This window comes from uncultured Duncaniella sp. (assembly GCF_910577345.1).
Classification (GTDB): Bacteria; Bacteroidota; Bacteroidia; order Bacteroidales; family Muribaculaceae; genus Duncaniella.
In genome coordinates this window covers 63,274-90,218 of record NZ_CAJTMT010000012.1, presented here as the reverse complement: position 1 = coordinate 90,218, position 26,945 = coordinate 63,274, and the positions used below count along the sequence as shown (strand labels likewise).

Sequence of the window (26,945 nt, the reverse complement as noted above, 5' to 3'; positions counted from 1 at the left end):
CATTTTCCTTGAACTCAATATGCAGGTCGGAAGCGTACTGGATTTTCATCATTTGGCGGCAACGTAGAATGTAGGCAATGTTTCAAGATACAGACGTAGAGTTTCCTCATTGGCACGCATCGCATCGCTCAGTGACTGATTGGGCAAAGAGGCTAACAGTTGCTCTGAAAATTCGTTGACGGTATCAATCACTTCCTGATTTACCTCTGTATTTTCTCCAGGTACCATTGTGGCGACGAGTTTAAGCACATCATTACGGTGTTTCAGAATATCTTTGGTGTTGACATGATGCCCGCTTGCTTTTTCTGCAAGCAGATTCAGATAGGCACGGGCTTTCAATGCGGCCAACGCTACGGGTGAGGCATATCTCAATCCATTGCTCACAAATGAATTGTTGACAGTCAGCCGGTAATATGGTTCATCGAGAATGATAGCGGACAGACTCGAAACCTCGCCGTCAATCGGCAAAGGTTCAGTATGGGCCGCGTTTGTGAATACTTCGTTGTGCCGTGATAACAGCTCTATTTTCACCGGATAACCAACGGCCCCGTTGTCAAAGCTGTACAGCACATACTTCGGAGTATTGTCATCATTCTTTCTTACTCCCGGTCTGTAACCTCCGGCAGTGATGAATTGCCAGAAGGCGTTGGCAAAATCTGCTGTCATATTCTCGACAATGACAATAATGTCAATATCGAGTGTCGGCCGCGGGCGCATTGCTGTCCCTGCCAAGACTTCATCGCAGGCGGTGCCTCCGATAATCACAAAGTTGTCAGAGAAGTCGGCAAACGCTTCTCTGAATTTTTCAAGACCTCCTACCATATTACTTCGTTCATCATTATTTCAATTTCTTTCTCAACCCGCGGGTCTTTATCATCTTTCAATGTCAGGTACAACGACAGTTTATCCACATAGCCTGAAGTGCCTAACGGTGGATACTTCCATATTTCGATGCGCTGGGTGTCCTCAAAAGAGTGCAATTCGGGTATGGAAGATTTGTGTTCACGCACCCACTCCGCAGTCAAAACTCTCGTCGGGACATCCTCCGGGGCAAGCATTGAGTAATGCGACAGAGCTGAGATTCCACCAATATTTCCTTCGGGAAATACATCCGATGTATATTCTATGCTTTTGATTGGATCAATCAGATTGATTGACGCCCTATTCCAAAGTTCTTTTCCAGACAGTTCAAACACAAGTTTCTTATTCCTGCTGCCTTCCAGACGAACCAATCCCAATGCTTCAAGTTGTTTTATGGATTTGGCGATTGTCTTATATTTATAAGGCACTTTATCCTCCAACCCTTTAAGAGACAATCCGTCAAGACTTTCAATCTGTAGATGATAAAGAAGAATATATTGGGTTGACGGATAAAACAATTCCTTAATCTCACTTTTTGTTGACCGCCTGTTGATAATCAATGTCGGCACAAATGCAAATTTATCGGCTACGACAAAATACACTCCTTGCTCCACCAACCGGTCACGCTCATAAGTCAATAGATTGTCAAAATAAAATACAGCCGGAATATGCTTGACGCTTTCAATTCTTTCCGAAATCTTACGACGCTGCACATTGGTATAATCCACGTCACCTTTGGCCACAAGTAAAAGCATAACCTGCCCATTGAACTCGAACTGCATCATATTGAAATTTGCAATGAGTTCAAGCCACAGACCTTTTTTGTCTTGAATGGATAGCTCTTTAAGCACTATCCGCTGTCCGGCGATTGTTATCTCTTTCATGTTCTCCAAATATTTTGCATTATTCTCCAATACGCGGAGAATAATGCAAAATTACGGAGAACAATTGGATTTTACAAATATATAAGGACTCAATGGTTGTTTTACGATACTTTTCACACTACTTCCACAATCTGTCCGGAGTCGAGGTAGTAGAGGAAGCCTCTGACGTTTTTGTGGCCGAGGTGTGAGAGCAGACCGACGTATTCCTTGACCTGTTTCAGATAGCGTTGCGGTTTCTGGGTTCCGCTCTTGAAGTCGATGACGTCGACATATCCGTCGGCTGTCCAGACGACGCGGTCGGGACGGCGGGAGTCGTCACCGCCGATTGCTATCGGACGCTCGATCATCACCTTTTCAAATCCTGCAAACCATCTTTCGGCTCTCGGGTCATTGACTCTCTGCATGATGATTGAGTGTATTTCAGCGATGTCGCCGGTGGTAAGTTCCTTGGCTTTTTTTGAATGTCGGAGATTGTTGATGGCCACACTGACATCGTTGACTGTTGTTATGTCGGCCATCGTGTCGTGGAGCATTATGCCTCGGTCGCGCGCATCCTCGATGTTGTAGTACTTGTCTTCAAGCGTTGTGTTGGCCCAGATGTTGCGCTGTGTGCAGGTGTAGTAGGCACCCATGTCGTAGAGTTCGGCGGGAGTCAGTGCTGTTTTGTCGGCTTTTTCTTTCTCTTCGGCTTTGGTTGGTGAGCCTATTGTCACAACTCCGTCAGTCATGGCAAAGGATGTGAAGGGAGAGATGCCGTCGAAACTGTCCTCGCTCTCGAGTTCACGGCAGAAGTCGGGCGTACACATTTCTATCGCGTCGCAGATGTCGGCCGACATGTTTTTCGCGCGAGCCGACGGCTCAGGCAGTCCGATGTGGAGTTCGTTGACTGCGCGGGTGAAGGCGACATAAAGCAGATTGACGGTGTCGAGTTTCTTCTGTGCGCTGACCTCCTCATAGCGGGCCTCGAACGGGGTGCCGCGCATAGCCGATGAAAGTTCAAGCGGGAGCATCGGGGGCAACATGTCGGACGGGATGCCGGGAATTTCCTTGATTTCAAACCATGCCGGTTCCGGACGGTTGCTCTCGGTCATCTCCGCAAAGGGTATGTGGACGCAGGGATATTCAAGACCTTTCGATTTATGGATGGTGAGGATGTTCAGTGCGCTTTCGTCCTGCGCTCCGGCAACGGGTGTTGAATATCCTTTCTCGTCCCACCAGTTGAGGAAGGAGCGAATGTCGCCATGTCCACGGCTGACGAATTCGGTGACGAGGTCCTGAAAGGCGTTGATATATAGATTCTCCGAGGTGAGCTGCGCTTCGGGGATGTAGGTAGCCACGATTTCCTCGACGAGTGAGATTAGGTCGACGGATGTGGCCGACATTCCTGCAAATGCCGTCTCCTCTCCCTCCTGATTCTCTTCGTTTGTTTCTGTCGGTGATTCGTGGAGCTTTATTGCTTTGACGAGAGCTGCGGATGATGACGCTCCGAGGCTTTTCTCGTTCTCGAAACTGTTGATGAGTGCGGCAATCTCGCGTTTTGTTTTCTTTTTTGGATTTGTTGCGAAATCAGTGGCGCTGATGAGGCGCAGACGGCTGACAATCAGACCTACCGTGGGTGAATTTCCGAGGAAAAGCGATGCATCGGATACGATTCGGAAATACGGGAAATCCGGATCGGCCTTGACGGTCTCCTCAAGATGCTTGATGATTGTGTTGCCTTCGTCGCGCTTTCTGACAAGGATGGCAATGTCGCCCGGCTTGTAGCCCGACGACAGTTGGCGGCGCAGTTCTGTCGTGAGATTTTCGAGTGCCTCTGGAAGCCAGTCCGATTTCTTTGCACCGGTGTAGGTCTTTACTCTGACGTAGCCACGGTGCGCGCTGTGTTTCTTTGAAATCTGCTGCGCGACGTTGGAGTATATCTCTTCGTAGCCGAGATTTCTGACGAGTGCCGAGAAGAAGGTGTTGTTGAACTGTATGACATCGGCCGATGAACGCCAGTTGGTGTTTTCCGCGATGCTGTCGCCACGGACGCTGCTGCGCCCCATCGCAAGGCGGTCTTTGTGTAGATTGTGGAGCAGTGAGGGGTCGCTGTTACGGAAACGGTAGATACACTGTTTCTCATCACCGATGACGAGGTTGTCATGGTCTTGCGAGAGGCTTTCGGCAATGAGCGGGTAGATGTTGCTCCACTGGCTGAACGATGTGTCCTGAAACTCGTCAATCAGATAGTGTTTGAACCACACACCGACCCTTTCATAGAGAAACGGAGCGTCCTCCTGCCCGATGATTCTCGAAATGAGTGCGTTGGTGTCGCTGAGCAGGATTGTGGAGTTTTCCCGGCGGTATTTGTCGATGTATTCCGAAAGCGAAGCAAGGAGTCCGAGTTGATAGAGGTTGGATGCGATCAGGCGCAGTGTCCCGACATTCTCAGCGCTGAACTTCACCATGTCGAGTGCCTTTGCCAAGGCTCCGTCGAGGTTCTCGGGTGGGAGTGGCGAACCCTTTTTCGGTTTCTTGTAGGCGGTGCTGATGTCGTCCATCGCATCGGCGAGGGTCTTGCTGTAGCCGTCGGGGGAGTAGCCTCCGTTGGCCCATTTCCGCAGCCCGTTGACTATGTGCAGCTTGACCACCTCTTTCATCCCTGTTGAGCTTATCATTTCGAGAGCGCTTTCACAGGCCTCTTCCGTCTGTCGTTTTATCTGCCGTAGCTGTGAATAGACACGGTTCTTGAAGTCGTTGAACTTTGTTTCATCTGACAGATAGCCGAGCAATGCTTCCTCGTTTTCGCGATACACGTCATCGGTAATCTTGTCAATGAACTTGATGAGGTTGCGATGAATCGGTAGAGAGCGGTTGAACACATTAAACGGCATTCCGTCCTCTATGAGCTGGGTCATGTAGCTCGACAGCCAGTTAATCAGATATGTCGTCCGTTTCGTTTCCTCGCCGTGGTTCAGATCCTGCAACAGTTTGTCGACACTCATGCCGATGATGGCTTCGTCGTTCAGTTCAAGCTCATAGTTTCCGGCAACCTCCGCTTCGCGGGCAAACGAACGCAGGATGGTCTGGAAGAATGAGTCGATGGTCGAGACGCTGAAGAAGTTGAAGTCATAGAGCAGGTCGCGCAACGCACGGGCTGCCGTGGTGCGCAGATCTTCGCGTGAGCAATTGAATGTCGAGCAAAGGTCGTCGGAATAGGGGCTTTCCTTTGTCCAGCCCTTTTCAAGTCCCGCAATCACCGCAAGTTCGTGGATGATACGGGTTTTCATCTCTTCGGTAGCCTTGTTTGTGAAGGTGATGGCAAGCACCGAGCGGTGCGCTCCACCTCCACGGCGGTTCAGTCTGTAGCGACCATCCTCGTCCTTGTAGCCAAGAATCAGTTTGATGTATTCGCGGGCGAGTGTGAAGGTCTTTCCGGAACCGGCGGATGCTTTGTAGATGTTGATCATTCCGAAGGGATGCTGTTTTTCAGATCACTAACTTATAGAGCTTCATTTTACTTTGTAGCCCAATTCGCGGAGGATGGCTTTCATTTCATCAGCTCTTTCTCCTTGAATCAGAATCTCACCTCCGCGCGCAGAACCTCCGGTGGAGAGGCGGGTCTTGAGTTTCGAGGCAACCGTTTTCAGTTCGTCGTCACCGCAGGTGAAACCGGCGGCTATTGTGGCGGTCTTGCCCTTGCGGCCCTTTCGGTCGATGCTGACCTCGATGACGTCGGCGGCTTTCTCGGTCTTTTCCTCTTCTGGGATGAATTCTTCATGCGAAAGCTCGCCTGAGCTAACTTTCTGGGCCAGTATGTCTTTCCAATCCATTTCTGTATGGTGTATGTGAATTATTCGGAGTGAATGTAGCAGGGGCTTACTCGCCGATTGAGTCCGGATGCTCGACATGGTCAATGTCCATCCCGACAGTGTCGTCTACATTCGGGTCGCAATCATGGTCGGTCGGGATTTCCCTCGGATTGTCGAGCGTATGGACAATAGTCGACAGAGTCATGGCATACTTGTCCTGGTCGTAAGGAAGGGATGTGTAATAGGCCCGTGCGGAGTCTGCATTGATGCTGAAAGCATCGCGGAAACATTGCACGGCATATTCTACATCCTCCGGATCATCGGAGCGCTCATTGAGCTGCATGTAGAGTATCGACAGTCTTGCCATCTGCTTTGCCTCCATTCCGGAATTACCTTTGTTTTTAAGGATATGGTTGCAAAGCTCGCGGGTGGCGCTGACATTTTCATTGGCCAGTGCGAGTTCAGCCGATGAAATCTGGTCGCTGACGGAGTCAGAACCGCCGCAAGCACCGAGCATCAAAGCTCCGCCTGTCACAATGCTGATTAAAAGCGCGTGTCTCATATAAATTGAAAAAGGAATAAATATCTTAAACTGAAACCTCTCAACTGACAACTCTCAACTGACAACTGAAAACTCTCAATTCCTCCTCTGATAGAGGTAGGTGATTCCGCCGGTCTCAAGCTGGAGGGAGAAATCGTTGTGCCCGACAACCTTCTGTGCCACTCTTGTCGGGATGTGCGCAATCAGAGTGCTGTCTCCTTCAAAAGTCAGTGATGCAGGGTCGAGGTCAATTATCAGCGAGTCATTTTCCACGTTCCATTTTCCCTCGACACTATAGGTCAGCACTCCCGGTTTGATTGCCCTGATGATGCAGCTTGCGTTTTTGTGCAACTCCATCACCGGTTCTGTCTGCGAAAGCTCGGTGTTGTAGTAGGTACCGACGATTTCCTTGGCCTCCTTGCTCAGATTAGAGCATCCGCACATCAATGTCAATGCGGCAAGTGCCGAGGTCAAACGGATGGATGGTTTCATTTTTGTTTGATTATGATGCTATTCTGTTATATCTTTTTTTTGTTGCTCCGGGTGCAGTCCCGGTTGAAGATTATGGTCAGATGCAACCGACGATTTCGTTGATGTCGCTGATGCCGTGGCGTTGGCAGTAATCCTCCATGTAGTCAATCACCTTCATGGTGACAGCGGGGTCAACGAAATTGGCAGTGCCGATTTCAATCGCTCTCGCACCTGCAAGCATGAACTCAATCGCGTCGCGTCCGTTCATGATGCCTCCGAGGCCGACCACGGGTATATTCACGGCCTTTGCAACCTGCCATACCATTCTCACGGCCACGGGACGTACTGCCGGTCCTGACAGACCACCTGTCACGGTCGAAAGATGCGGACGGCGTTTCTCGACGTCAATCGACATGCCCATTAGGGTATTGATGAGCGAGACAGAATCGGCACCCTCGGCTTCGACCGCACGCGCGATGTCGGCGATGGAAGTGACGTTGGGCGAAAGTTTGACGATGAGAGTCTTTCCGGGGTAAGCTTCGCGCACGGCCTTTGTGACGGCGGCGGCTCCGCTTGTGGTCGTTCCGAACGCCATGCCTCCCTCCTTCACGTTGGGGCAGGAGATATTGACCTCGATAGCCTTCACTCCGTCGAGCGGATGCAGACGGCGGGCGGTTTCGGCGTAGTCTTCGACATTGGCTCCCGAGACGTTGACAATGAGGTGCGATTTGTAATCCTTGATGCGGGGATAGATATGCTCGATGAAGTAATCCACACCCTTGTTCTGCAAGCCTACGGCATTGAGCATACCGGCGGGTGTCTCCACCATGCGCGGATAGTCGTTGCCCTGACGCGGATTGAGAGTCGTACCCTTGATGATGTATGCGCCGAGACGGTTAATGTCGATGAAGGGGGTGAACTCTTCGCCGTAGCCGAATGTACCGGAGGCCGTCATCACGGGGTTCTGAAGCTCAAGGCCTCCTATGTTGACTGAAAGATTTGCCATTTTATTCCCAAGTTAATTCGTTAATGTTGAACACCGGACCCTCGGTGCAGACGCAGACGTTGCCTTTGACTGTCTTTTCCACGCAGCAGAGACAGGCACCGAGTCCGCAGGCCATCATGTTTTCAAGCGAGACTTCGCAATCGACGTCGTTCTGACGTGCGACCTTTGCAACAGCTTTCATCATCGGTGCCGGTCCGCAGCAATAGTAACGTGTGGCCTTTTCCGACAGACAGGGATGGGCTGTCACGAAGCCTTTCACGCCCTCTGAGCCATCTTCCGTGCAGACATGCACTTTGCCGACGGCTTTGAAATCGTCGAGCGAGAGAAGATCGCCAACTGTGCGCGCTCCAAGCAGGAATTCAGGCTCGAATCCTTTTTCCTTGAGAACTTTTCCGAGATAGAGCAGGGGAGCCACGCCGACACCACCTCCGATGAGGATCAGTCGCGCTCCTGCAGGGGCCTCGGTCGAGAATCCGTTGCCAAGCGGCAGGAGCAGATTCAGCCGCTCACCGGCTTTCATATCTATAAGGGCGGAGGTGCCACGGCCTGCGTTACGGACGAGAAGTGTAAGGATGTTGGCTTGACGGTCCACATCGTTGATGGAGATAGGACGGCGGAGAAGGACTCCGGGAGTCTCCACTGCGACCTCTACGAATTGTCCGGGCAACATTTCGGGAAGTATGCTTCCGTCGGCCGGTGCAAGACGCATCTTGCAGTATGCTTCTCCGATTTTGCAATTGTCAATGATGATGAAATCTTTAACTTGTTTCATGGTTGACTGTATGACATTTTCAGTTCATTCAGACCGAAGATGCACGGCTGACCTGATTTATTGTCGCCGTGACACACTTCGACCACTACAAAAGTAATACTTTCCCCTCAAATTTCAAAAAGCACCGTCAAAAACATCTTCGGACACCTTATTTTTATTAACTTTGCCGGGAATTACCATGAATCTTTCGGATTACGATGGCCGTTATGCGGTTTCGGTATTTAAAACCTGTCACAGAAATCATCATAACAAATATAGAAATCACCTTAAAATTTAAAATCTTGCCAGTTATATGAAAAAACTTTTACTGTCAGTTTCAGCTATCCTCCTCGGTTTCGGACTATCTGCAACAGACCTTACTCCCGCTTTCCCGGGAGCGGAAGGCCACGGACGTTACACCACCGGTGGTCGTGGCGGTGAAATCCGTCACGTCACGAATCTCAACGACAGCGGTCCCGGTTCGCTCCGTCAGGCTCTCAGCGGTACGGCGAAGAAAATCATCGTGTTTGACGTGAGCGGCTATATCGACCTCCGTTCACAACTCAATGTCACTTCGAATACGACTATCGCCGGACAGACTGCTCCCGAAGGTGGCATCACCCTGCGCTACTACACTCTCTATTTCGGCAACTGCGACAACGTCATTGTCCGTTTCATCCGTTCGCGCCGTTCACAAGTCAAGGATGTCAACGACGGTGCCGACGCAACATGGGGCCGTAATCGTAAGAATATAATCATTGACCATTGTTCCTTCTCATGGAGTATCGACGAGGTCGCATCGTTCTACGACAACCGTGATTTCACTCTCCAATGGTCAACCATTGCTGAAGGTCTTGCAAACCCGGGCCACTCCAAGGGTGCGCACAGTTATGGCGGTATCTGGGGAGGTAAGAATGCTTCTTTCCACCACAATTTTGTGGCCCACATCCAGAATCGCGCACCGCGTTTCAACGGCGCCCGCTACGCTTGGACCGGTTATGATAAGGAGGCATATAGCTCGACTGTCGATGCCGAGCGCGTGGATTTCCGCAACTGTCTGATGTATAACTGGGGCAACGGCAACGGTTGCTACGGCGGCCCCGGCGGTGGCTACATCAATATGGTCAACAACTATTACAAGGCCGGTCCCGGTACAAAAAATAAAACCCGCGTGACGCAGGTCAGTGTCGCATCCGACGGTAATGCCGAGGGTTCAAGCCTTCAGGGCTATGCCTCGCGTTATTATATAAAGGGCAACTATGTCACCGCCGCGTCAAATCCGCAGGACTACGACTGGAGCGGCGTCATCTATGATTCCGGTCTTGTCACCAAGGACGGCGAGCGCTACATCAAGGATGCAGCCCATCTTTATGGCGAGAATGTTGACTATACTAACATCAATGGTGTCGACTGCGTTTCGCTGAAACTTGACTCTGCCATTGATGCGGGCGATGTGACCACCCACAGCGCAACCGGTGTCTATGACAAGATTCTTGATTATTGCGGTGCGTCGCTTTATCGCGACGATACCGATGCGCGCTACATGGAGGAGGCCCGTACAGGCACAACGACCTACAAAGGCAATGTGGCATACGTCGATGCCGATGGCAAGACTTACCCGACTTCAGGAACTTCCGGTATCCTTGACTTCATCAATGATCCTGCGAAGGATGAGATGGCCGGTACTGCAAGTTTCCCCGCGCTCCCGAGTGTCAGCCGTCCGGAAGGCTATGACAGCGACAACGACGGTATGCCCGACGCTTGGGAACTTGCCTACGGTCTGAACCCCAACGATGCTTCGGATGCCAAAAGTTTCACTCTCGATCCGCGTGGATGGTACAGCAATGTGGAGGTCTATCTCAACTCGCTTGTCGAGGACATCATGAAGGCCGGAAATACCGATGCCCTCACCTCTGTCGATGAATATTATCCTGAACTGAAAGGCGTGGAGTCCGGCATAAGTTCACCTGTGCTTGGAAGTCAGATTGAGCGCATCGAATACTACAACCTTCAGGGCATACGCCTTTCCGCTCCTGTGGAGGGTGTGAATATCCGTCGCATTGTCTATACCGATGGCCATATCGAAACCGACAAGGTGATAAAGTAAGGCCGTCACAAGAAACTCATTTACAAACTCGTTTCCAATGAAAAAACTCATCCTCCTTGGCCTGCTCGGCTTCTCGATGGCTTCATCGGTCTCTGCTGCAGTGCCGGAAATTCCGCGCGACACCTCCTTCACCGCCTATTCGACCAATATCAAGATTCGGAAGAAGCATCCCGAGGCCGTCCTTGTCAAACCGGAATTGCCTGCAGGCGTGAAAGCCTACGAGAACGTTGTCTATACCACCATCAAAAAGACCCGTTTCGGTGACCGCGACCTCCATGTCGACATCTTCCGCCCGGATGACGACAAGACCTATCCTGCTCTCATCATGATTCATGGCGGAGGCTGGAACTCAGGCGACAAGTCGTTGCAGGTGCCGATGGCGCAGCAGATTGCCGCGAGGGGCTATGTGACGATTCCTGTTGAGTATCGTCTCATTCCCGAGGCCGTCTATCCTGCCGGTCTCCACGACATAAAGACTGCCGTCCGCTGGGCGAGGGCCAATGCATCGAAATACGGGATTGACCCCGACCGCATTGCGGTGTCGGGCTGTTCGGCCGGTGCGCAACTTGCAACGCTTGTCGGAGTGACAAACGGCTCGAAGCGCCATGAAGGCAAGGGTGAATGGAAAAAGGTGTCGAGCGATGTGCAGGCTGTCATAAATATGGATGGTATTGCCACATTCGTGTCGGAATCAAACATAGCCGATGCGCGTGAACGCTTCGAGAAGAAGGGTCAGCTTCCGGTCAATGCACTTTGGCTCGGCGGACTCTATGAGGATTCACCTGAGAACTGGAAGGAAGCCTCGGCTCTTCTGTGGGCTACCCCCAAGTCGGCTCCCGTCTGCTTCATCAGCAGCGGGCTGCCCCGCTACAGCGACGGGCGCGATTCTCTCGTGGAGATTTATGATTCACTCGGCATCTACACCGAGCGTCACCGCATCCCTGTGGATGTCCATCCTTTCTGGTTCTTCAATCCCTGGATGAACACGACCGTCGAATATGCCTCGGAGTTCCTCGACAGAATGTTCAAGGCTGATTCACCGCAGCTACCGCGTCGCTACAAACTCACTGACTACGGTGTGGTGAACGACAGCACTGTCATTCAGACCTCTGCCATACAGGCGGTGATTGACCGTGCTGAGGCCGATGGTGGCGGAGAGGTGGTTGTTCCGGCAGGAACCTATCTCACCGGTGCCCTCTTCTTCAAGCCCGGGACATCCTTGCATCTCCACGAAGGTGCCGTCATCAAGGGCTCTGATCGCATTGAAGATTATCCGCTTATTCCCTCACGCATGGAGGGGCGGAGCATCTATTACCATGCCGCGCTCATCAATGCCTATCATGTGGATAATTTCACCATCGAAGGCCCCGGCACCATCAACGGTAACGGTTACAAATTTTGGGTTGAGTTCTGGGACAACGTTGAGCGTGCGCGTAAGGAAAACCGCTCATGGACCAACCTTGAAGTGCGCCGTCCGCGTCTGGTGTTCCTCTGGGGTTGCGACAATGCCCGTCTGAGCGGAGTGAGCTTGGTCAATTCGGCTTTCTGGACCTCGCACTACTACCGCTGCAACGACCTTCTCATCGAGAATTGTGAGGTGCAGGCACCCAAAGAGCCAGTGCGCGCGCCGAGCAGCGATGCCATTGACCTCGACGGTTGCCACCGTGTGGTCGTGCGCGGTTGTTATCTCAATTGTGATGACGACGGTGTCTGTCTGAAAGGCGGCAAAGGTGTCTACGCCAACCGTTCATACGAGAACGACAGTGTGACGGATGTGCTGGTTGAGGGCTGTGTGTTCGGTCCCAATCTCCACGGTACATTGACAATGGGGAGCGAGTGCATCCATGCCGACAATGTCGTGATGCGCAATTGCCGTGTCGATAACGATTGCTCTGTCCTGCGTCTGAAAATGCGCCCCGACACATATCAGACCTACGAGAATATCCGTGTGGAGAACATCACCGGACGCTTCGGCACACTCATCGAGATTCTGCCCTGGAAGCAGTTCTACACCCTTGAAGGTAGCAATGAGCATCCCGTCGGCATCATCCGAAATGTCAGCGTGAGCAATGTCACCGGATCGTGCGACAATCTTGGAGCCATAGCCGCCAACGCCAATGATATGGTTGAGAATTTCTCGATTTCGAATGTGAATGTCAAAGCCAAGTCCGACATTTTCCATTGCAACTATCCTTGGGTGCGCCTGACCGACGTGAAAGTCAACGGCAAAGCCCCGCAGATTGTCAGCGTGGAAGAGGAGATGAAAGACAAACTCAACTTCGACGCCACCGACCTCGACAAAAACAACGAGAAATAATTATCTAAAAATCAGGTTAACTGTACCTACTTATAAAAGTTATTCCATACAGGTTGATCCAATAAGTTCGGTCTCATAGTTGATTCCAAAATCAACTATGAGACCGAACTTATTGGATCATTTTGATTTACTTTTTCGGGAGGGTGAGGACGAAGCGGGCGCCTTTGGTGTAGGTGGTGTCAAGGTAGACGTCGCCACCGAGGATGCGCGCGAGCATACGGGAGATGGTGAGGCCGAGGCCGGCTCCCTGGGTTTCCTTGTCAAGTTTGACGAAGCGGTCGAAGATGGCTTCTTTCTTGTCGGCCTTGATGCCGATGCCGGTGTCGGTGACAGTGAAAATCACTTTCTCTGCGTCTTCGTCAATGCTATAGCCAAGGGTTATACTGCCTCTGACAGTGAATTTTGCGGCGTTGGTGAGGAGGTTGAGCAATATCTGGTGTAGGCGCTGCGGGTCGGTGAACAGACTGATTTGGGGGGAGGCTGTGTCGAACTGCAGGGCTACCGACGGGGCTACTCGGTGGCGCACTCCGTCGAGCACCATTGTACAGAGCGAGCGGAGGTCGGTCGAACGATTGTTGACAGGCACGGAGTTGCTGTCGATTTCAGAGATGTGGAGGACGTCGTTGACGATTGTGGTCAGGAGTTCGCTGTTCAGCTCGACAAGTGCAGTGAAGCGTTCGAGATATTTGCGGTTGCTTGCGTCGGCGCAATCGACAATTAGTTTCGAGTATTCGTTGATGGCTTTGAGCGGGGCGCTGACCTCGTAGCTCATGTTCTTGATGAAGTCGGTCTTCAGATTGTTGGCTTTCTGGGCCACGTCGCGTGCCTTGATGAGTTCCTTGCGCGAATTTTCAAGATTCTCGCTCTCGATTCGCAGGGCGTGGTTCGACTTGTCGAGTGTCTTGACGAGTGAGCGGTTCTTGCGGTTGAGGGTGAAAAGAACTATCACTGAGACGAGCAGGATGATGGCTGCTAAAATGGCAATGATGACTGTCAGACGCAAGGCTTTGGCTTCGGAGAGCTTTTTCTCCACGAAGAGGCGGTTGTATTTGTCGGTTATTTCCGATGTTTCGGAAATGACCTGGAATTCACGGAATTTCTCATCAAGGCGTTCGGTGAGATAATTTTCAAGCAAGGTGTTGTACTCACGGGATGCCTTTATGAGCGATTCATTGTCGCCGAGAGCCTCAGCACACTCGATTTCATATTTCAACAGACGTCGGTAGTGTTGCGCATTATAGGGGTTTGCGATAGCTTTCTTGATTAATGGCATCGCCTTGGCATAGTTCTTGTAGGAGAGATTGTAGTATATCTGCGGTCCCGGATAGGCAGCGTTGGTTTCTGATGCAGTATAGTCGCGTTCCACGATTTCCATCGCTGCATTGTAGTACTCTTCTATCTCATGAGGCGGGAGGACCGGGAAGTTGGAAAGGAAACGTGTATAGATGATGTAGCGGTTCGCGTCGAAATTGCGGTATTTTCGGTTGTTGGCCCTGTAGCGTTCCTCAAGTTGCTCAATACCTTCGAGAGTCTTTCTGTCGGCCTGCATGGATTTTTCATATTCTCCGTTGTCGCTGTAGAGAAGGGCTGCATTTACATAGTAGGCGTTGCGCAGAGCGGTTGCCGTCGGCGGCAATTCATTTATGTAAGTGCCAAGCTTATCGAGTTCTTTGGTGAGGAGATCTTTTGCGCCGAGTTTGGCAAGCATCATGCAGATAGCATCCTGAAGGACAATGCGGTCATAGAGGTCGGCCGGCGGCTGTATGGCCATTGTCTGGACGAGTTCCATCAGCAGGGCCTGACGCTCCTCGGCCTCAGAGACACGCGCACGGTAATAGTTTCGCTTGATTTTGATGAAAGCGCGGGTTTCGCGGAGTTCCTCGCGGTTGACAGCCATAATTTCCACATTGTCAGGGTTGGAGTAGCGCAGAGTCATGTTGGATAACTCTTTGAGCATGGAGTCGCTGCGCACACTCCGGTTGGCGAGATGGCGGATCATCTCAAGAGCTACGCTGGAGTTACCGGCGCGGTTCGCGACATGGAAGGCCTGCATACCGATGACGAATGCAGTGTCGCGAGGCAGGATGTCAAAGAGGTCACACATCAAGGGGAGAGAATCTTGCGCGTCGGTGGCTTTTTTCAGTTCGAGGAGGAGGGAATCGCTGACAGATTTGTTGGCGTAGCGGTCTCCGGCAAATGTCGTGGCCGGTGCCAGGGTCAGGGCGGCAGCTATTATGAGATTGCGGATTTTCATGAGGATGAATGTGAGAAATGTGTTGGTTGTCAGTTGTGTTGTATGGTAAAAGATATTATTGGCGGAATCAGACATCGAGTTCAAGGCCCGGACGCTTGACTATGGCAAGTATGTCGTCCGCTGTGTTCGCGATATTGTCAGCATGATTATCCTTAAGTTCCTTGATTGTGCGGAATCCCCATGTCACTCCGCAGGAATCGACGCAGGCGCGACGCGCGGTTTCCATGTCGACACCGGAGTCGCCGACATAGAGTACTTTTGATTTGCGGGTGGGGCATTTTGCAAGAATCTCGAAGACTATGGACGGATCCGGCTTTGTCGGGATGCCCTCCTTCTGTCCTTCAACCGCGCTCCAGTTAATATCGGGGAAGTAGTGCTTGATGAGCGATCCTACGGCTGTATGGTATTTATTGGAGGCGACAGCCACTTTGACACCCATTGCCGAGAGTTCGCGCAGCAGTTCGGGGATGCCGGGATATGGCACTGTGAGGTCGGTCTGATGCCGGTCGTAATATTCTTTGAAATGTTCGCGCACCTTCTCGACAATCTCCGCATTGTCCCTTAGGTCTTCGGGGAGGGCCCGCTCGATGAGGCGCGTGATGCCGTTGCCGACCATGTTGGGGTAGGTTGACAGGTGGTGCTCGGGGTAGCCGCAGGTGCGCAGAGCGTAGTTTGTGGCCGCTCCGAGATCGGATATGGTGTTGAGCAAAGTGCCGTCAAGGTCGAATATTACCAGTTGCTTCATGATGACTGTGATATTTTAGTTATACGGTGAAGTATGCTTTTTTATGCAATATGGCAGATGGAGCGTTGTGTTGGCGATGCTTCTGCCGGTGAATATCAGAACGGGTAGCCGACAGCGAAGTGGAAGGTCGCGTCGCGGTGCCAGTTCGGATGGATGATTGGCCAGTGCTCCTGTCCCTTGGCGGGATTGTGAGCCTTGAGGCCGAGGTCGAGTCGCAGGAGGAAATATGTGAAGTCAAACCTAATGCCAAGTCCGTAGGCAAGAGCGATTTGTTTCCAGAAAGTGTCGAAGCGGAACATTCCGCCGGGTTGGTTCTCGTAGTTGTGGATGGTCCAGATATTGCCGGCATCTACAAATGCGCCTGCTTCGAGGACCCAGAAGAGTTTGGCGCGGTATTCAAGGCTCATGTCCAGACGGATGTCGCCACACTGGTTGATGAAGTCGGTCACGGAGTTGCGGGAGTCATAACTTCCCGGCCCGAGGGTGCGGACACCCCATCCGCGCACACCGTTCGCTCCACCGGCATAGAAACGCTTCTCAAACGGCAGGACTGTAGAGTTGCCGTAGGGGACACCTATGCCTGCACCGACGTGGTAGGCAAGCGAATGACGGTTGTTGATGTTGCGTGTGATTGAATAGTCGACCTCCGCCTTGACATATTGCGAGTAGTTTATACCGAATACCCGGTAGGCACCGTTTCTTCTCTTCACATTGGAGAGCGATGAGATGGCGTAGAGGAGGTTGCCGGCGGTCTCGACGGATGTACGGATAGTGTAGACTGTCGGTTGGAGCTTGTAGGTCCGCACAATCGAGGAGGGTATGCGCTTGTTGGTGTTGTAGTAGCGGTATCCGAGGCTCATGATGAAGTGGTCCTCGTAGCTGTAGCGCAGGAGCGGATTGTCGGGCGCAATCTGGTCAAGGAAGTCGTTGGTGCTTTCCGGCAGGTAGACATAGTTGATATCCACAAGGTCGAAGTAGTGGCGGCGTGTGTTGCTGCGGTTGACCCATTTGTATTTCCATGCCGCACCGGCGATGATACGTGTGTATTCAGGGCGTTCCTGATAGTTGAACGATAGGGCGAATTCGGTGCTGACGTTGAGCCGTTCGCGCAGACGCTGCGATGCGAACGGGAATTCAAATTTCGGGAAGGTGATGCCGACCTCACCCGCATATTCGGTGTAGCGGTCGTTGATGAGGCCGTTGAATTTACCTGAAAGGCTCTCGTAGTTCATGCGCAGGCGCGCAGTCAGCAACTGCGAACCTTTTGCGAGGTTTCGGTGCTGATATGTGGCTCCAAGGCCGAATCCGAGGTCGCCTTCGGAGTTGGTTCCCTCCACGTCGAAGGTCACGGATTGCTTCTTGTTTCTTGAAAGGAGGATATAGGCGTCGAGCCAACGCTTGCCGTCGATGTCGGCCACAGGGACGAGCTCGATGTTGATGGTCTTGAGGATGCCGAGGCGCGAGAGGGCTTCGTAGGTGCGGTCAACGTCTGCAGCCCTGTAGAGCTGTCCCGGGATAAGGAAGCATTTCTGGCGCAGCGCTCCGGGATTTATGTATCGGTCCTTGCCGTAGATGACTTCCACATCTTTATAGCTGACGGTGTCGGCGACTGTAGTTTCGGTCATTGCACCACCGGGAGTTGAACCGTTGGTGATGAAGTAGATTTTGTTGATGTAGAATTGCTGATGTTTTGCCGTGGAGTCGGCAGTGAGTTTTCCGCTTTTCATGACCAGCGGAGGACGGACGGTGAGGGTCAGGTCCACTTCCTTTGAGTATTCCGACGTGTCGGCATAAAAGGTGATATATTCCTTGGTGAAGGAGTAGTATCCGTGGTTGCGGAGACGCTGCGTGATGAGTGCGCGCTCGGTGTCGAGCATGTCGCGGTCGAAGCGGTTGCCCGGCTGAAGGGTGAAGAGCGCGGAGTCTTCAAGGACTATGCGTTCGATGATGGTGTCGGGTATCTCGTAGGCGATGGAGGAGATACGGCGCGGTTCGCCGGTGGTCACTTTGTAGGTGACTTCGATTTTCTTTTTGTCGGGAAAAAGGAGTGTGTCGGCTTCAACCTGCGCTTCGAGGTAGCCACGGTTGACAAGTGCCTGTCTCAGTTGACGGATGGAGGCGTCTGTCTGCGCCTGCGAATAGATGGCCGGAGGTTGACCCATGCGGCGCACCCAGCGGTTGTACCATTTCGTGGAGTCCTTTCCGGAAAGGTTGTAGGTGCCGAGCTGAAGTTTCCAGAAGCCGAGCACCTTATGGTTGGGGACCTGTTTGAGATAGTTGTCCAGTTCGGAGACGGTCACTTCGTCATCACCCTCGATTTCAATATCGACTTTGTCAAGGAGATAAGAACCGTTAGGGACATGACGCGTCGAACTGCATCCCGCCAGAAGCAGGACCGCAGCAATGATTGGAAGTGAGAGAAGATAATGCGTGAACTTACACATGATTGATGCTGCAAAGTTACAATACCCGACGGAATCTACCAACAAAATGTAGAACGAAAGTGACAGCCACCGCATCTTTTATCGGCCAGAAGGAGTGTGCTTGACAAAGTTTAAGACTGCGGATTTGGATTATAGGGGCGGGTTTAGTAATTTTGCAGTTTGTCAGGAGAGGGTTTCTCCGGCGGGTGAAATTATAATCATTATTTCACATTTCATCAGTCCGTAAAAATATCATTTCATCAATTTATAATATTCTGAATAGAGTTATGAAAGGAAAAATGTCGCCAATGGTCATTCTGATCATAGTACTGGCAGGCTTATTGCTTATTGCAGTCGGTTTCGGTGTCACACAGGTTGCGTCGTTGAAGTCGCAGGTGCAGGAAGCCCAACTTGAGAATGAGGAACTTAAACTGTCCAACGAGCAGCTTCAGCTTTCAAACGAATTTGATGTGCTCAATGCCGAGTTCCAGCAGTATGAGGACCAGGCGCAGCGTCTTGCCAACGACACTATCCTTGCAAAATACACTGCCGCCAAGGCAAAGGTCGAGCAGCTCATGCAGGAACTCAAGAGCGAAAAGGTGAAATCGCAGGCACGCATCAATGAACTCCAGAAGGAAATCGCCACTCTCAAGAGCCTACTCCGCCACTATATCGCCCAGATTGACTCCCTGAACAAAGAAAATGCCGGTCTGCGCGCCGAGAATCAGGAAATCAAGAGCCAGAACGAGCGCCTGTCGTCGCAGGTACAGGCTGTCACCCGCACTGCCGAGACTCTCAGCGAACGCATGACACTTGCTGAGAAGCTCAACGTCACGGGCGTATCCATCACCGGTCTCAAAAAGAATGGCAAGACAGAAAAGAACATCACCAAGGCCAAGCAGCTACTTGTCAGCTTCACGATTCCCCAGAATAACTCCACTCCTGTCGGTGAAAAGACCATCTATCTGCGAATTGTAAACCCCGAAGGCCAGTTGCTCGGCGGTGCCGGTTCATTCTCTTTCGAGGGCAAGTCGATACCTTGCACTGCGCGTAAGCCCATCGAATATGCCGGCGACGAGATTCCTGGCGTGAAGATGTATTGGGATGTCAACACAACCCTTACTCCCGGTGAATACACCGTCGAACTGTTTACCGACGGCTATCGCCTTACCTCGCGCCGGTTCACATTGAAGAAATAATCCTCCCTCTCAACAATCACTCTCCGATTCTCATCCCCCACATGGAACATTTCTGGCACATAGTCACAAGCGTAGAGCTGACCACTACCTCTGCAATTTTCCGTATCACCGTCAGTCTGCTTCTCGGAAGCGTGATTGGTATAGAGCGTAAACGCAAGGGGCAGATGGCCGGCTTGCGCACATTCTCCCTGATTTCGATGGGAGCATGTATTGCCATGATGCTTTCGATCTATGTCTGCCAGGAGACGGTCGGGCTTCTTCGCGGCGACCCGAGCCGAATCGCGGCACAGGTGCTGTCGGGCATCGGTTTTCTCGGTGCAGGCACCATCATCCAGATGAAAGGCTCGGTCCGCGGTCTGACGACTGCGGCCGGAATCTGGATTATAGCTACAATTGGCATGGCCGTCGGTTGCGGGCTATATCTGATAGCATTCGTGGCTACGATACTCGTGCTTGTGGTGCTGACCATCCTCGAACAGCTTGAACACCGTGTGAATGTCGGTAACGAGGCCCGTACGATAAGGCTTAAAGTGCGGGGAATCGTGAAGACAATCAAGCCTTACCGCGATGTGCTCGAACGCTACAACATCCATCTTTCGCGCGTCTATGTGGAATATGACTATGAAGGGGAAACAACGCGGATGAATCTTCTGATTCTTATCCGTGAGCATTCCGACTTCATCGAAGTGTTTTCGGCGCTGCATGATGTCCACCCCACAATCTCAATCTCGCTCTCAAATCAGGCCGATTTGTCCTGATACATACTGAACAACACTACTCACGTCAATCTGACCCTATCACTCACAAATGATTCTCAACTTGATTCTCGCCAATGCGGCTGCCGCGTCCGAGACTTTCAATGTCGAGGGACTTATCCGCGACCTTGCCTTTATCCTTATCCTCGGAGCTGTCACAACTCTTCTGTTCAAATGGCTGAAACAGCCGGTGGTGCTCGGCTACATTGTGGCCGGATTCCTCGCCAGTCCGCATTTTGAATATCTCCCGTCGGTGTCGACCGAGGAGAACATTGAGTTTTGGGCGCAGATAGGCATCGTGGTGCTTCTGTTCTCGCTTGGACTTGAATTCAGTTTCAAGAAGCTGGTCAATGCCGGAGGGTCGGCTGTGGTCACGGCCTTGTTCATCGTCTGCGGAATGATGGGGGCCGGATTTGCCGTAGGGCATATACTCGGCTTCTCCCACATCAACAGTCTTTTCCTCGGCGGAATGCTCTCGATGTCCTCCACCACCATTATTATAAAGGCATTCACCGACCTTAACCTACGTCACAGGAAGTTTGCTTCGCTCGTGTTTGCCGTGCTTATCGTGGAGGACCTTTTCGCAGTGTTGATGATGGTGATACTTTCGTCAATCGCAATCAACAACAGTGTCGAGGGAGGGGAGATGCTCTATAGTGTCAGCAAACTTGCCTTCTTCCTTATTATATGGTTTCTCGTCGGGGTGTTCGTGCTGCCGTCGCTTCTCAACTCGCAGCGCCGTTTCCTCAATTCGGAGACTCTGCTTATCGTAGCTATGGGACTTTGTCTCGGAATGGCTGTCTTTTCCGTCGCCTGTGGGTTCTCACTTGCGTTGGGCGCGTTTGTCATGGGCTCGATTCTTGCAGGAACCAGTTTTGCCGAACGCATCGAGAGGGTCACACTTCCGGTTAAGGACCTCTTCGGTTCGGTGTTCTTCATCTCCGTGGGCATGATGGTCAATCCGCATATCATTGTCCAGTATTGGGCGCCTATACTTGTGCTGTCGGCGGTGGTCATAGTCGGTATGATATTCTTCGGCACAACCGGCATGTTGCTCACCGGCCAGTCGCTCCGTGTGGCAATCGAGTCGGGCTTCTCGCTGACGCAGATAGGCGAGTTCGCATTCATCATCGCATCGCTCGGCATGTCGCTCGGTGTGCTTGACCCGCAGATTTATCCCATCGTGGTGGCTGTGTCTGTCATCACGACCTTCACGACGCCATATTTTATCCGTATGGCCGACCCTGCCTGCGATTTCGTGGAATCCCATCTGCCGAAAAGATTGCATTTCCTGATTGACCGATACACGAAGGATGCGACAACCTCTGCGAGCGCCACCAAGCAGCTCTGGTCGTCGCTGTTCAAGCGTTATCTCTGGCGAGTGGTGCTCTATTCGATGGTGCTGATTGCACTCTGCATAATCTCCCTTGATTATCTCCGCCCGATGTTCGTGGGGCTGTTCCCGAGTTGGGGACGGTTCATCACTACGGTTGTAGCACTCGTCATAATGTCGCCCTTCCTGCTTGCAATGACCTATCCGGCATCGAAAAAGACTGAGCGCGAACGATTGATTGCCGCCAATGCCAAGTATGATGTGCCGCTTATCATCATGACCATTGTCAGGCTGCTCATTGCGATGGTGATTCTTGTCTATCTTCTCAGCTCGATTTATTCGATGACTGTTGGCTGGACCATCGGTGTAGGGCTGTTCCTCATTCTGGCGTTGTCGTTTTCAAAGTCGGCCCACAAGCGAATGGTCAGAATCGAGTCGCGCTTCATGGACAACCTGAACGAACGCGAACTGCGTCGCAGCGGAGCCAAGAATCGTCTCGTCCCCAACATGCACCTTGCTTATATGACTGTCGGCTACAAGTGTCCGTTCGTCGGTGAGCAATTGAAGAATTCAGGCCTGCGTGGGCAGTTCGGCGTTTCGGTCTCGTCAATACAGCGTGGTGGAAAGATGATTATGGTACCCGGTGCAGACGAGAGGGTATTTCCCGGCGATGTGCTCGGTGTCATAGGAACGGATGATGAGATTCAGAAGCTTCTTCCTGTTGTGGAAGCCAATGAGGATGAGGCTTCGGATACAACTCAGACCGATGTCAAACTGACCGGTATACGTCTGAAAGCTACCTCACCTCTAATCGGAAAGACCATTGCCGGGTCAGATTTCCGCAATGTGTGGGAGGCTCTTCTCGTAGCTGTCCAGCGTGGTGAGGACTATCTTCAGCCGGATGCTTCAATCATATTCGCTGAGGATGACACCGTGTGGGTTGTGGGAAATCTCAAGCGTATTGAGCCTATCGCAGGCTAAATGGCGGGGTTATTGGCTTTATTTTCACTTTGATTTGGAAAGATGGATAAAAGATTGTATCTTTATCGCATCAACCGATGAACTTTTTCCAATGCGGAACGTTTTAACATTGTAAAACCAATAACCCTAAAAATTATAAAAGAAATGAAAGCTTTAAACATCGTGCTCGCAGTAATTGGCGGCGCAGTAGCCGGCGCTACAGTAGGTCTTCTCCTTGCTCCTGAAAAGGGTGAAAAAACTCGTGACAACATCGTGAAGTATCTCGAAAGCAAGGGTATCAAGCTTCAGAAGAGCAAGCTCGAAGAACTCGCCGACGAAATCGCTGAGGAAATCAAGAAGTAATAATAGCCGAAAGCGCAAATTTACTCTCTGATTTCAACAAAACCAATTTTGTGACACTCAATTAACACCATTTACGCTATGTCAAATTTATCATTGCTTTATGCCTTCATCGGCGGTGCTATCGTAGGTGCCGGAGCCGCAGTCCTTTTTGCACCTGAAAAGGGTGAAGATGTGCGCGCCCGCATCACAGAGTTGCTTCGCAAGAAGGGTATCATCTGCTCGGACAATGAGATTGATGCCCTCGTGGAACAGCTTACCACCGAAATTGACGACTAATAAGGCATATACAACCCGACTTGAACACTAACACGCAAGCTCGTGTCGCACATATATCTTTCCGGCGTATGTGTGGCGCGGGCTTGAAGTCGGAAATATGATTCACATTCTCATTATGACTGAAAAACAAAATCAAATCCACACTTTCTGGACTGAGCTGAAGGAGACGTGTAAGCTTAACGTCAATTATGCGAAGTTTACCGCTGCCGAGAAACTGACACTTCTGCTGACGACCATCTCTTTCGCGCTCGTCGGTTTCGTGTTGATTTCGCTGCTTATGTTCTTCCTTTCCATCGCCATCGTGCGCTGCATTGCTACGGGGGTAGGCCTGATCTGGGCTTACTTTATAATGTGTGGTTTCTATGTGGTGCTTCTCGGTGTGGTGATTGCATTCCGCAAGCAGCTTATTGTCAATCCCATCGCGCGTTTTGTCTCGCGTATATTCTTTAATCCCTGACATTTAACCTCACATTTCTATGGCGAATACGAAAGAACTTCCTCACGAGAAGCCTGAATGGTCAGGCTATACTCTCGAAGAGTTGCGATATATGCGCGCCTACACGGTTGCGCGCCTTGAAATCAACCGTGACCGTCTTCAGCGAAACTTCGCAGGACTTAAGGATGCCGGCCCTGTTTCGAAATCAGGTATGCTCGGCAAGCTGCTGGGTACTCTCAGCTATATTGACATTGCTCTGCTCACATTCCGAGTCGGCAGCAAGGCCTTCAAGGTCGCCCGTTTCCTCAAAGGTAAGAAACGCTGATTGTCCGGGGTGGCGCTGACTACGCAGTGCGCCCATGTCCCTGTCACCGCTTATCTTTGTCATTGAATTCAATAATAAATTGTGCTTATATAAAGTGAACGATTATGTAGAAGTGCGTCTGGATGCCACCCCGTGTGACGAGACGCGTACCGACATTCTTGCAGCGCTCCTTGCAGGAGCAGGTTTTGAAAGTTTTGTTCCCGATCCGGAGGGACTGACGGCCTATATAAAGGCTGAGCTGTATTCCAAGGATGCCGTGGAGGCGATTTTGGCTGATTTCCCTATGGAAACGAGTTTCAAACTCACCGATACCACGGTTGAAGGACGTGACTGGAACAGCGAGTGGGAGAAGAATTATTTCCAGCCGATTGTCATTGATGACCGCTGTGTAATCCACAGTTCATTCCATAAGGATATTCCGGAGTGTACCTACGACATTGTCATTGACCCCAAGATGGCTTTCGGAACAGGCCATCATGCCACCACTACACTTATACTGCGTCAGTTGCTGTCGAGGAATCTTGAAGGACTTAAGGTCGTTGACATGGGTACAGGCACCGGTATACTTGCCATCCTTGCATCTATGCGTGGTGCTGCGAGGATTGATGCTATCGAGATTGATGAGTTTGCATTCAACAATGCGGTAGAGAATGTGCGTCTGAATTTTGCCGAGAACATCTATCTGCATCTTGGCGACGCTGCCAAGCTTTCGCTTATCGGCAATGTGAATCTGTTCATCGCCAACATCAACCGCAATATAATCACCGCCGACCTCGCCGCTTATCGTGCTACGCTTGTTCCGGGGGCAACTATGCTTCTCAGCGGATTTTATGAAGAGGATGTCCCGGTGATTCTCGCCGTGGCCGAACCGCTCGGACTTAAATACAAGTCGCACCAGGTGCTTGACCGCTGGACTTGCCTTGTGCTTGAAAATTAGAAATTTCCGGATCTTCCGTCCAAAAAATATATGAGGGTGTGCAATGGTTATTGCCACATACCCTCTAAAATGGGACGATTCATGCGTTTTGCAGTTGTCAATGCACGCGTGTGGGTTGTCCCTTTTCTTGTGCCTTCCGATTTGTGTTACTGTCCGGATGTGTTAATTTGTTCCTTTTTCGCATTTATTTTCCATAATGGAATGTGGATTTTGATGGACTTTATGAATTTTTTGCGTAATTTTGCACTTTGTTTTCAGAATGTCGTGATTCTTGTTTAAAAACAGTGCTTAAAAACATTGTATCCGATTTTAGATAATTGAAGCAAAAGCCCCGTATGAAGCGGGGATTGGTGTGCATATAAAGAATTAGGTTATACATATAAGGTAAACGCAAATGAATTTTTACGGTTCAATTGATTTCAAGCCGAAATTGGTTTCGGCTCTGAGAGATTATTCAGCAGACAAGTTCAAAAATGACCTTGTGGCCGGTATTGTGGTGGGCATTGTCGCCCTTCCGCTTGCCATCGCCTTCGGTATTGCCAGCGGTGTCAGCCCGACGGTAGGTCTTATCACAGCCATCATCGGCGGTTTCATCGTTTCGGCTGCAGGTGGTTGCACGGTGCAGATCGGTGGCCCTACCGGTGCATTCATCGTGATAGTCTACAATATCATTGCCAATTTCGGTCTTGAAGGACTTGCTGTGGCCACGTTCATGGCCGGTCTGATACTTGTGGCTCTCGGATTTTTCCGTCTGGGTACCGTCATCAAGTTCATTCCTTATCCCATTGTGGTTGGTTTCACAGCCGGTATCGCGCTGACGATTTTCTCGACTCAGATTAACGATTTCTTCGGCCTCGGACTTAAGAATGTTCCGAGCGAATTCATCCCGAAGTGGGGAGCCTATATCTCTAATTTCGGAAGTATCGACTGGACCACGCTTGCTGTTGGTGTGGCTGCCCTCGCCATCATAATCGTGACTCCTAAGGTGTCGCGCCGACTTCCGGGTGCGCTTATTGCGATCATCCTCGTCACGGCTGCCGTCTCGCTCATTCCCGGTGTGAATGTCGAGACCATCGGTGACCGATTCGGCTCGATGTCGACCGACATTCCCCAGCCCCACGGTTTTGAACTCAACATGGCGACTATCAACCGTCTTCTTCCCTCGGCATTCACCATTGCCATTCTCGGTGCCATCGAGTCGCTTCTCTCCGCCACTGTGGCAGACGGTGTGACAGGTACACGCACAAACAGCAACACCGAGCTTATCGGTCAAGGTATGGCAAACATCATCGTGCCTTTCTTCGGCGGTATCCCAGTGACCGGCGCAATCGCACGTACAATGACAAATATTACCAACGGTGGCCGTACTCCGGTCGCAGGTGTCATCCACGCGATTGTTCTCTTCCTCATCTTCCTTTTCCTCATGCCCCTCATCAATCTTATCCCGATGGCATGTCTTGCAGCGGTGTTGATCGTGGTGAGCTATAACATGAGTGGCTGGCGCACCATCCGTTCTATCTTCCACAACCCGAAGAGCGACATTTCGGTGCTTGCAGTCACCTTCCTCCTGACCGTCATTTTCGACCTTACCATCGCTATCGAGATGGGTCTGCTTCTCGCCATTATCCTCTTCCTCCGCCGTGTGATGGAGAACACTGAAATCAAGGCTTACTCCGGTCAGCTTGACATTGACGAGGGTTCGGAGATGGCACATCATGAGGTGCTGAATGTGAATCCCGGTGTGGAAGTGTATGAAATCGACGGCCCGTTCTTCTTCGGTGTGGCTACCAAGTTTGACGAGCTTATGCGAAACACTATCGGTCGCAAGCCTCTTGTCCGCATCATCCGTATGCGTAAGGTGCCTTTCATTGATTCCACCGGTATCCACAACCTTGAGACTCTCATCAAGTCTTCGCAGGAAGAGGGAATCCATGTAGTGCTCTCTGGCGTTAAGGAGAATGTGCGCGCCGCGCTTGTCCATGCCGGTGTCAACAAGCTCATTGGTGAGGATCATATCTGCTCACACATCACCAAGGCTGTCGAGATGGCCAATAAGATTGCTCCTGTAGCTCCTGCTTCGACCGTCACTGCTTGATGCAATCCGGAAGTAGTCCCGGGACGGAACTCGGACGACAATAGATAAAAACGAAAGCCACGGCATATCAAATGTGAAAGATATGCCGTGGCTTTCGTTGTGTCTGGCTTGTCCT

At 51.3% G+C, this 26,945-nt stretch carries 22 protein-coding genes; 11 read left to right on the top strand and 11 right to left on the bottom strand.

Annotated features, from left to right (window positions below):
• Positions 1-48: 48 nt before the first annotated feature.
• From QZ310_RS07145 to QZ310_RS07110, 8 genes are all read right to left on the bottom strand, one after another.
• A complete protein-coding gene (locus tag QZ310_RS07145) occupies positions 49-822 on the bottom strand; it encodes a hypothetical protein (protein WP_297071817.1) in 774 nt (257 codons plus the stop codon).
• Positions 816-1,745, bottom strand: a complete 930-nt coding sequence (locus tag QZ310_RS07140) for a hypothetical protein (RefSeq protein WP_297071816.1) — start codon at positions 1,743-1,745, stop codon at positions 816-818. Before QZ310_RS07140 ends, QZ310_RS07145 begins: the two co-directional genes overlap by 7 nt.
• 113 nt (positions 1,746-1,858) lie before the next feature.
• Positions 1,859-5,194: an exodeoxyribonuclease V subunit beta gene (locus QZ310_RS07135; RefSeq protein WP_297071815.1), complete on the bottom strand. Its 3,336-nt coding sequence runs from the start codon at positions 5,192-5,194 to the stop codon at positions 1,859-1,861.
• A gap of 42 nt (positions 5,195-5,236) precedes the next feature.
• Positions 5,237-5,557, bottom strand: a complete 321-nt coding sequence (locus QZ310_RS07130; protein ID WP_297071814.1) for a translation initiation factor — start codon at positions 5,555-5,557, stop codon at positions 5,237-5,239.
• A gap of 46 nt (positions 5,558-5,603) precedes the next feature.
• On the bottom strand, positions 5,604-6,098 hold the full coding sequence (locus QZ310_RS07125) for a hypothetical protein (protein ID WP_297071813.1): 495 nt from the start codon (positions 6,096-6,098) through the stop codon (positions 5,604-5,606).
• 75 nt (positions 6,099-6,173) lie between these two features.
• Entirely contained in the window at positions 6,174-6,569 is a 396-nt protein-coding gene (locus QZ310_RS07120; protein WP_297071812.1) for a hypothetical protein, read from the bottom strand.
• Between the two features lie 76 nt (positions 6,570-6,645).
• A complete protein-coding gene (locus tag QZ310_RS07115) occupies positions 6,646-7,554 on the bottom strand; it encodes a dihydroorotate dehydrogenase (protein WP_297071811.1) in 909 nt (302 codons plus the stop codon).
• Between the two features lies 1 nt (position 7,555).
• Positions 7,556-8,326, bottom strand: coding sequence for a dihydroorotate dehydrogenase electron transfer subunit (locus tag QZ310_RS07110; protein WP_297071810.1), 771 nt, complete (start codon positions 8,324-8,326; stop codon positions 7,556-7,558).
• A gap of 292 nt (positions 8,327-8,618) precedes the next feature.
• Between QZ310_RS07110 and QZ310_RS07105 the strand changes: the two genes are divergently transcribed.
• Both QZ310_RS07105 and QZ310_RS07100 read left to right on the top strand, forming a co-directional pair.
• Positions 8,619-10,412, top strand: a complete 1,794-nt coding sequence (locus QZ310_RS07105; protein WP_297071809.1) for a pectate lyase — start codon at positions 8,619-8,621, stop codon at positions 10,410-10,412.
• 37 nt (positions 10,413-10,449) lie between these two features.
• Positions 10,450-12,729, top strand: coding sequence for a glycosyl hydrolase family 28 protein (locus QZ310_RS07100; protein ID WP_297071808.1), 2,280 nt, complete (start codon positions 10,450-10,452; stop codon positions 12,727-12,729).
• 127 nt (positions 12,730-12,856) lie between these two features.
• Here QZ310_RS07100 and QZ310_RS07095 read toward each other — a convergent pair whose 3' ends face one another.
• The 3 genes from QZ310_RS07095 to QZ310_RS07085 all read right to left on the bottom strand — a co-directional run bounded on the left by QZ310_RS07095 (position 12,857) and on the right by QZ310_RS07085 (position 18,172).
• Complete coding sequence (locus QZ310_RS07095) at positions 12,857-14,983, bottom strand: HAMP domain-containing sensor histidine kinase (protein ID WP_297071807.1); 2,127 nt, start codon at positions 14,981-14,983, stop codon at positions 12,857-12,859.
• 67 nt (positions 14,984-15,050) lie between these two features.
• Positions 15,051-15,728 carry an HAD family hydrolase gene (locus tag QZ310_RS07090; protein WP_297071806.1) on the bottom strand — a complete coding sequence of 226 codons (678 nt, stop codon included), beginning with the start codon at positions 15,726-15,728 and terminating at the stop codon, positions 15,051-15,053.
• A gap of 95 nt (positions 15,729-15,823) precedes the next feature.
• Positions 15,824-18,172 carry a BamA/TamA family outer membrane protein gene (locus QZ310_RS07085; RefSeq protein ID WP_297071805.1) on the bottom strand — a complete coding sequence of 783 codons (2,349 nt, stop codon included), beginning with the start codon at positions 18,170-18,172 and terminating at the stop codon, positions 15,824-15,826.
• 266 nt (positions 18,173-18,438) lie between these two features.
• Here QZ310_RS07085 and QZ310_RS07080 point away from each other — a divergent pair, with 266 nt between their 5' ends.
• The 9 genes from QZ310_RS07080 to sulP all read left to right on the top strand — a co-directional run bounded on the left by QZ310_RS07080 (position 18,439) and on the right by sulP (position 26,830).
• Positions 18,439-19,350, top strand: coding sequence for a hypothetical protein (locus QZ310_RS07080; RefSeq protein WP_297071804.1), 912 nt, complete (start codon positions 18,439-18,441; stop codon positions 19,348-19,350).
• 41 nt (positions 19,351-19,391) lie between these two features.
• Complete coding sequence (locus tag QZ310_RS07075; protein WP_297071803.1) at positions 19,392-20,108, top strand: MgtC/SapB family protein; 717 nt, start codon at positions 19,392-19,394, stop codon at positions 20,106-20,108.
• A 49-nt stretch (positions 20,109-20,157) separates the two neighbouring features.
• On the top strand, positions 20,158-22,419 hold the full coding sequence (locus QZ310_RS07070) for a cation:proton antiporter (RefSeq protein WP_297071802.1): 2,262 nt from the start codon (positions 20,158-20,160) through the stop codon (positions 22,417-22,419).
• Positions 22,420-22,563: 144 nt separating this feature from the next.
• Entirely contained in the window at positions 22,564-22,761 is a 198-nt protein-coding gene (locus QZ310_RS07065) for a YtxH domain-containing protein (protein WP_123613304.1), read from the top strand.
• 78 nt (positions 22,762-22,839) lie between these two features.
• On the top strand, positions 22,840-23,037 hold the full coding sequence (locus tag QZ310_RS07060) for a YtxH domain-containing protein (RefSeq protein WP_123613305.1): 198 nt from the start codon (positions 22,840-22,842) through the stop codon (positions 23,035-23,037).
• 115 nt (positions 23,038-23,152) lie between these two features.
• Complete coding sequence (locus QZ310_RS07055) at positions 23,153-23,494, top strand: hypothetical protein (protein ID WP_297071801.1); 342 nt, start codon at positions 23,153-23,155, stop codon at positions 23,492-23,494.
• A 19-nt stretch (positions 23,495-23,513) separates the two neighbouring features.
• Complete coding sequence (locus QZ310_RS07050) at positions 23,514-23,798, top strand: hypothetical protein (protein WP_297071800.1); 285 nt, start codon at positions 23,514-23,516, stop codon at positions 23,796-23,798.
• A gap of 94 nt (positions 23,799-23,892) precedes the next feature.
• Positions 23,893-24,735, top strand: coding sequence for a 50S ribosomal protein L11 methyltransferase (gene prmA / locus QZ310_RS07045; protein WP_297071799.1), 843 nt, complete (start codon positions 23,893-23,895; stop codon positions 24,733-24,735).
• A gap of 394 nt (positions 24,736-25,129) precedes the next feature.
• Positions 25,130-26,830: a SulP family inorganic anion transporter gene (gene sulP, locus QZ310_RS07040; protein WP_297071798.1), complete on the top strand. Its 1,701-nt coding sequence runs from the start codon at positions 25,130-25,132 to the stop codon at positions 26,828-26,830.
• Positions 26,831-26,945: the final 115 nt, after the last annotated feature.